The sequence below is a fragment of the Actinomadura physcomitrii genome, assembly GCF_008923205.2.
GTDB lineage: Bacteria > Actinomycetota > Actinomycetes > Streptosporangiales > Streptosporangiaceae > Spirillospora > Spirillospora physcomitrii.
Window position 1 is genome coordinate 1 of the sequence record NZ_WBMS02000102.1, and the last position, 1,439, is coordinate 1,439.

The 1,439-nt window shown below is 65.7% G+C and carries 1 protein-coding gene; it reads left to right on the top strand.

The window, feature by feature from the left end; all coding sequences use genetic code 11:
- The coding region (gene treS, locus F8568_RS46425; protein WP_151600550.1) for a maltose alpha-D-glucosyltransferase at positions 1 to 1,439 on the top strand (1,439 nt) is incomplete at both ends.

Here is a 1,439-nt window from a genome sequence, read left to right on the forward strand (position 1 = left end):
CCGCACTGGTTCAAGACGGCGGTGTTCTACGAGGTGTCGGTGCGGGGATTCTGCGACTCCAACGGCGACGGCTACGGCGACCTGCGCGGCCTGATCTCCAAACTCGACCACCTCGAATGGCTCGGCGTCGACTGCCTCTGGCTCCTGCCGATCTACCAGTCACCGCTCAAAGACGGCGGCTACGACATCTCCGAGTACACCCGGATCCTGCCCGACTTCGGCGAACTCGGCGACTTCGTCGAACTCATCGAACAGGCCCACGCCCGCGGCATCCGCGTCATCGCCGACCTGGTCATGAACCACACCAGCGACCAGCACTCCTGGTTCCAGGCCTCCCGGACCGACCCCGACGGCCCGTTCGGCGACTTCTACATGTGGAACGACACCGACGACAAATACCCCGACGCCCGCATCATCTTCGTCGACACCGAATCCTCCAACTGGACCTACGACCCCGTCCGCGGCCAGTACTACTGGCACCGCTTCTTCTCCCACCAACCCGACCTCAACTACGACAACCCCGCCGTCCAGGACGCCATGCTGGAGGTCCTGCGGTTCTGGCTCGACCTGGGCATCGACGGGTTCCGCCTGGACGCCGTCCCCTACCTGTACGCCCGCGAAGGCACCACCTGCGAGAACCTCCCCGAAACCCACGCCTACCTCAAACGCGTGCGCGCCGAAGTCGACCGCCTCTACCCCGACCGCGTCCTGCTCGCCGAAGCCAACCAATGGCCCGCCGACGTCGTGGAGTACTTCGGCGACCCCGGCGCCGGCGGCGACGAATGCCACATGGCCTTCCACTTCCCCGTCATGCCCCGCATCTTCATGGCCGTCCGCCGCGAGCAGCGCTACCCCATCTCCGAGATCATGGCCCAGACCCCCAAGATCCCCGAATCCTGCCAATGGGGCATCTTCCTGCGCAACCACGACGAACTCACCCTGGAGATGGTCACCGACGAAGAACGCGACTACATGTACACCGAATACGCCAAAGACCCCCGCATGAAAGCCAACATCGGCATCCGCCGCCGCCTGGCCCCCCTGCTCGACAACGACCGCAACCAACTGGAGCTGTTCACCGCGCTGCTGCTGTCGCTGCCCGGCTCACCCGTCCTGTACTACGGCGACGAGATCGGCATGGGCGACAACATCTGGCTCGGCGACCGCGACGCCGTCCGCACCCCCATGCAATGGACCCCCGACCGCAACGCCGGCTTCTCCCGCTGCGACCCCGCCCGCCTCTACCTGCCCGTCATCATGGACCCCATCTACGGCTACCAGGCCGTCAACGTCGAGGCCCAGACCGACAACCCCGGATCCCTGCTGCACTGGACCCGCAAAATGATCGAGATCCGGCAGCGCCACCCCGTCTTCGGCGTCGGCAGCTACGTCGAACTGTCCGCCTCCAACCCCTCCGTCCTCGCCTTCACCCGCGAGAT